Raw genomic sequence first — 6,266 nt, 5'->3', positions numbered from 1 at the left:
CGGCATTCACACTTAAAAAGTCGAAAACTAAAGCTGGAAGCATTACAACAAAAGTTAGAGCTTGAACATGAAAAACTAAATACTAAAAAGCAAAGTTATTTAAAACTACTGCAAGAAGCAGACTTTTTTCAAAAGTACAAACAACTTCAAAAAACATTGGATACTAAAAGAGCTAATGTGCTTTTTTTAGAAAAACAATTAGACGTTTTGGAGAAAATAAAAGATTTAAACTTAGAAGTTAACCAATTAAAAACGGGTATAAACTCTATTTCAGATGACATCCAAGAGTTACTAGAAAGTGGCAATGAATATTTAGAAGCTATCCGAGCTGCATTTAATAAAGTTATTTATTCTGTATTAGCAAAACAGGCTCAGACGTATATTCAACAAAATAAAGAGGGTAATTTAGATTTTAAAGCTGAGTTCTTCGATGGTATTGGTGATGCGACAAGTGAAGCGGAGGGCAATACTTATAAAAAATTATTATGTATGGCATTTGATTTAGCCGTGCTTAAAACCTATGCCTCAGATTCATTTTTTCATTTTGTCTATCATGATGGCGCATTGGAAACTTTAGATAACCGCAAGAAACTAAATTTACTCGAAATAATACGGGAATATTGTACGAAATATGATATTCAATATATTTTTACTCTGATTGATACAGATTTACCAAGAGATAGCTCCGATAACAAAATCATGTTCTCAAATGAAGAGATTATTCGAGAATTACATGATGATGGGGATAATGGTAGATTATTTAAAATACCCGCTTTCTGATAATTTCTAACTTACCAACACAAAATTAGTGATTTTCAAGTTCAACAACTACTTATCTAATTCAAAATAGTTTATTACTTGATATTGCGGGAATGTCTAATTTAGATGGACGCTTCACGATTATGATGCCACATCCTGAACGTATCTTCTTGACTTCACAGCTTTCTTACTTGCCTGAAACATGGACAGAAAAAGAAAGCCCGTGGATGCAAATGTTTTGGAATGCATGGTGGTGGGTCAGGTGGTTTTTGCTAGACTAAAAAGTATGAGCTTTGGCTTATACCTCTTTAAATATTAAGAGAATGCCTAGTGAATACCAAAGCATGAAATATTATAGGCTCGTTTCCTTGTTACCAAATTCTTTTACAGCTTAGGATTTTGGAAGCGAGCACAACGAGCATATTTTACAGCATCAAAAAATACAGCTTCTTAGCTGGGTAATGAGATATAACTATTTCTCTTTTTTAGGCTCAACATAGGTTGGATCATTTGGATTGAGAAAAATAAAATTCATATCACCTTCAATTTCAACAAAATCCATTTTCGCCCCATTTAACAAAGCTTTACAGTTCTGAGAAAATACGATATCAATTCCTGCACTGACAATATGTACATCATCTGGCTTAATATCATCAAACCCCATTAAATACTCAAAACCCTTGTCTGCGGTTTCTCGTGCATCAATGCGCAATGCTTGTCCTTGAATACCACTTTGTTTTGCTGATTTAAAAATCTGTTCAGCCGCATTAGGGGTTACTTCAAACATGTTTATCCTCCTTTTGGATAAATTTTATAAATCGTTGTGCCCAGTGATTTTTCTCGACATCTTTTAAATGGGCATAACAAGCTAAAGTGTTTTTATAAATAATGCCATCATGCTGCCCATCAATGCCATAACCACGTTTTACCTGATAAACATAAGGCAATGATTCATCAACATTTACCGCTTGCGAATAATGAAACTCATGGGCAAAAATCTCACCTAATTCACCTTGGGCATTGCATAAAGGCCATAAACCATGCCCTGTTTCTTGTAAAATCGTATAACCACTGCCTTTAGGCTTTTTATTCATAACAGTGTCTAATGGCAATGCACCAACCATTTCCCAGGTTTTATCACCCCAAGTCAGTTTCTGTGCTAAATACATCAGGCCACCACATTCAGCATAAACGGGTAAACCTTGCTCAATTTCATGTTTAATCACATTTTTCAAACTGATATTACTGCTCAATTGTTCTGCATGAGTTTCAGGAAAGCCACCGCCAATAAATAAACCATCCAATTTTGGTAACTCTTTGTCCTTTAAAGCATTAATAAAAATCAGTTCTGCACCTGCATTTTGTAAGGCCAGCAAATCACTAGCATAATAAAATCCAAACACATTATCGCGTATTACACCGATTTTGACGGTTTTAGGGCTGATTTCAATTGGAGCTGGCTGATATTCAAATTTTTTAGCGATTTGTGCAATATTTAACACCTGATCTAAATCAACTTGTTGGCCAATGATAGATGCAATTTGATTAATCTTATCAGTGGTTTGATTGGCTTCATTGCTAGGAATTAAACCTAAATGCCGCTCTTCAATATTCAGCTCCGAAGAGCGCAGAATACTGCCTAAAACTGGAATGTCCGTATAATGGTCAATGGCTTTTAATAGCTTGCCTTCATGACGTGGTGAAGCAACATGATTGAGAATAATTCCTGCAATATTGATATTTGGGTCAAACGCTTGAAAACCTAAAATAATCGGTACAATGCTGCGTGTCATCCCATGTGGGTTGAGCACTAAAACCACAGGTGCACCAAGTAATTGTGCTAATGCCGCGTTACTGGTTTTGCCTTCAATATCAATACTATCAAACAATCCCATATTGCCTTCTATAATTCCAATATCTGCATCATGAGTATGTAGGGCAATACAACGCTGAATTTCTGGCTGGCTCATCATATGAAAATCTAAATTATGGCAATCGCGTTGGGCAGCCTGACTTAACCACAGCGGATCAATATAGTCTGGGCCTTTTTTGAAGGGTTGAACCGTCAGACCACGTTGAGTTAACGCGGCACACAGCCCGATAGAGACAGTTGTTTTACCTGATGATTTATGCGCAGCGGCAAGCATTAAATGTGACATAGACACTATAGTGGGGATTGCTATGAAAAATACAATTTTTGACGAGTTTGAATAGTTTATCTTAAAGCGCTGGAATATAGAAGAAATGTTTTAAAACCTGCCAAATTACAAGCATCTGACAGGTTTGAATCTCATTAATCAATAATGTCTATTTCTATAATTGCTTGACCATGTAAGCCTGCTGAATTCAATTTAACTAAATATTCACCCGCTGACAAGTCAATTAAAATAGCGGCATTCTTTTCATTTCCCAATGGGTGATAATGCTTGGCTTGAATTTCAAGATAGTTATTATTATCCAACCAACTGATATTTTGATCCAACAATGTACCATTTTTAACATCAGATAAAATCAAAGTTGGATTGACACCTTCTTCAAGAGCTTCGCCTGTAATTAAAACAGATTGCGTTCCTTCACCACGTAGGGTAAAACGCATAAAGATGCCGTTGTTTTGGGTGTTGCCACGCACACTGATATTGATGATTTCGGTGCTAGGTGCAAAATTTATCGGATTCACATGCAGTGAGGCTTGTCCCATAGTGGTTTCTGAGGCGATTTTAGCTAAATACATGCCTGATTCTAAATCAAGCACCGTGCCCGCATTGTTAGAGCCGTAAATATTTTGGCTGTTTTCGAGTAACATATCTTGCACATAAGTCTCAGGCGTGACTTCCAATTCTGATATTTCCAAACTGGGGTCAACCTGTGCGTCAATAGCCTGTCCTGCAATGGCAAATAATTGTTTATCGGTGGTATTAAAAATAAATCCAATCATGGCAACATGTTGATTTTGGCCTATAGAAAGACTGCTGCTAAATTGCCCAAAACTGAGCTGACCTTGTGAAGTGGAAACAGCCTCAGCTTTAATTCCTTCAACTCTGGCAAGACAATTTTTCACATCATTCATCACCACTTTACTATCGTTGCAATCTAAATCACCTTCCCAACCAGAGAAAACACGTCCTGCGGCTAATGGTGCAGCAAAATCTAAATCGACTTTTGTACCACGTTTAAAAGTGGCTTTGCATTGCCCTTGACCATGATTGCAATCAATGCCCGCAGGTTCACTAATAATATGTGAATTTGGAGATGCAATATTAAGAATATAATAACTAAGGTCGGCTTGGATATTGACTTTGCTTGTTGCTGTTGCACTTGTTTGGTTGCTTTGTGTAGATTGATTCGATGAATTGGTATTATCCTGCACATCATCATTACTATCGTCATCGTCAGAACTATTATTATCACCACTATCGTCAGAATTGTTATCGCTGTTATCACCATCGTCACTGCTATTCGAATTTGTGTCACAATCCACGGTTGTCACATTAATAACAATAGAATCAGATAAATAAGCATCGTTAACTGCTTTTAATTCATATTTATAACCTGTTCCACATGTTAGAGCAATATCAACAAAACGGGTTTGATTGGCTGCAATCTCAGCGATCTGCACATCATCACGCCATAATACAAAGGCGGTTTCATTGTGGCTTTGATCTGCCCAATTTAAAATAACAGTTGGCGTTGAAATAGAACTTGCACTAAAATCTGTTGGTGGTAATGGTGTTGGGTCTCTTGGACATGCTTCTGTTGTAATCAATGTCGGTGTTGAACTAGAATCACCACCAGCATTGGTTGCAAGTATTTCATACTGATAATTAGTGCCACATAAAATATCAGTGTCAGTATAGTTTTCCTTATTAAAAGCCGTCATTGTTAATAAAACATTATCCCGCCAAAGTTCAAATCCAATTTCATTACGGCTATTGTCTTGCCATGTTAATTTGATTTCATCATCAGATTGCTGTGCATCTAAATTGCTCGGCGATTCAGGAATCGGAGGGACTAATGCTTCTGAAGATTTGACGGTAATTTGATAACCCGATGTATAATCTTTGTAGGCAAGATAGACTCGATTATCATGGTCAACAGCAAGCTGAATTTGTTCGGCTTTTCCATCAGACACCGCACCATTATTACTATTGACCCATTGTAAAGTGGTATTATTCCAATACATTACATAGGCTTTCTCATCATCAGCACTTTGATAGCCAATGTACGGCATATTGTTATGGTCAAATACAATACTGGTATCATCCACAGCATGTTCGGTAAATCCCGCTACCCCTAAAGTGTTCCATACACTATTATCCCAATACATCACCGTGAGTTTATCCGCTTCATTCGCATCACTGTAAGCGACATAAGGCATGTCCTCTTTATCCATACCACAACTGAATTTATCAATCTGACTTGGTGTAATACTTTGTTGTCCAAGAGAAACCCACTTATCATTTTCTGCATTCCAACGCATCACATTAATATTACTTTGGCCATTACTCTTATAACTTTGAATCACATAAGGCACATCACGACTATCTAAAACCGTACAAATATCTGAAATACGAAATCCTGAAAACCCTTCTAAACCAACAGATTCCCAGCTTGATTCATTCCAATAACGCATTGTGGTTTGATAGCCATTTTCAGTGTCTTTGTATGCAACATAAGGTGCATTTTCACTACTGATAGAGAGACTTAAATGATACGCTTTTGCGGCTGAAAACCCTTCAGAACCAACAAACTGCCAATCATTATTTTCCCATTTAATAACAGAGGCTTTTCGGCTGGCATTACCAAAAGTGATGTAAGGAACATCTTGATGATCGGAGTGAATATCTAAATCATAAGCTTGTGGTGCAGCTTTTCCTTTGTTACCAAGTATGTCAGGCTGCCCTAAAGTATGCCATTCAGTACCATCCCATTCCAAAGCGGTTAAAAGACCACCACCTATTCCTAAATTGGTATAAGCTAAGTACAGTTTGTTATTTTTACCTGAGGCTAAACTGAATGAATCTACTTTTTGCGATTTGATGCTGCTTAATGTGCTAGATTTAAAGCCTTTTTCGCCAATAATGCTCCACTCTGCTGTACCGTATGGTGAAAAAAATAGAGCACTTAAACTCAATAGACATTTTGTAATGTGGGGTAAATAGCGCTTCATCAGTTGCATCCTTTATTTTTCTTCACACATACAGTGTTATCACTTTCAGTTGAAAAAATAGCTGGTGATTTATTTAGATTTTTATGTGTAAATTTATTGTTTTTATTGGATAAATACCCTCGTCTTGCCTACCTTCAACTGATCTACCGATTTCATTGAAATTGTACTTACCCAAGCCTTAAAATTTGTATTTTTACCATTCATAACAAAATATATGCCATATATATTTTGTTATTTAAAATCAATACATAGGATAATAAATATTACTTAAAGCAAAGTTTTTATCCTATGTTAAAAGACGTTTCCGTGACAGGCTTACAGTTAGAAAAGAGGTTCAACA

The 6,266-nt window shown here is 36.5% G+C and carries 5 protein-coding genes; 2 read left to right on the top strand and 3 right to left on the bottom strand.

Annotated features, from left to right (window positions below):
- Together ABXH34_RS06645 and ABXH34_RS06640 are read left to right on the top strand one after the other, a co-directional pair.
- Window positions 1–780: DUF2326 domain-containing protein (locus ABXH34_RS06645; RefSeq protein ID WP_353571083.1), on the top strand; the 780-nt coding region annotated here is incomplete at its 5' end.
- Between the two features lie 92 nt (window positions 781–872).
- Window positions 873–1,040 (top strand): phosphoribosylformylglycinamidine synthase subunit PurQ, encoded by a 168-nt coding sequence (locus tag ABXH34_RS06640; protein ID WP_353571082.1) that lies wholly within the window; start codon window positions 873–875, stop codon window positions 1,038–1,040.
- 191 nt (window positions 1,041–1,231) lie between these two features.
- On the opposite strand, the gene ABXH34_RS06635 is transcribed toward ABXH34_RS06640, so the two are convergent.
- From ABXH34_RS06635 to ABXH34_RS06625, 3 genes are all read right to left on the bottom strand, one after another.
- Window positions 1,232–1,546: a HesB/IscA family protein gene (locus ABXH34_RS06635; RefSeq protein ID WP_353571081.1), complete on the bottom strand. Its 315-nt coding sequence runs from the start codon at window positions 1,544–1,546 to the stop codon at window positions 1,232–1,234.
- Window positions 1,539–2,918: a cobyrinic acid a,c-diamide synthase CobB gene (locus ABXH34_RS06630; protein ID WP_353571080.1), complete on the bottom strand. Its 1,380-nt coding sequence runs from the start codon at window positions 2,916–2,918 to the stop codon at window positions 1,539–1,541. Before ABXH34_RS06630 ends, ABXH34_RS06635 begins: the two co-directional genes overlap by 8 nt.
- 134 nt (window positions 2,919–3,052) lie before the next feature.
- Window positions 3,053–5,926, bottom strand: coding sequence for a fibronectin type III domain-containing protein (locus ABXH34_RS06625; protein WP_353571079.1), 2,874 nt, complete (start codon window positions 5,924–5,926; stop codon window positions 3,053–3,055).
- Window positions 5,927–6,266 lie beyond the last annotated feature (340 nt).

The organism is Candidatus Albibeggiatoa sp. nov. BB20 (assembly GCA_016744725.1).
GTDB lineage: Bacteria > Pseudomonadota > Gammaproteobacteria > Beggiatoales > Beggiatoaceae > Albibeggiatoa.
The sequence above is the reverse complement of the archived record's forward strand: the minus strand, read 5'-3'. Positions and strand labels throughout refer to the sequence as shown.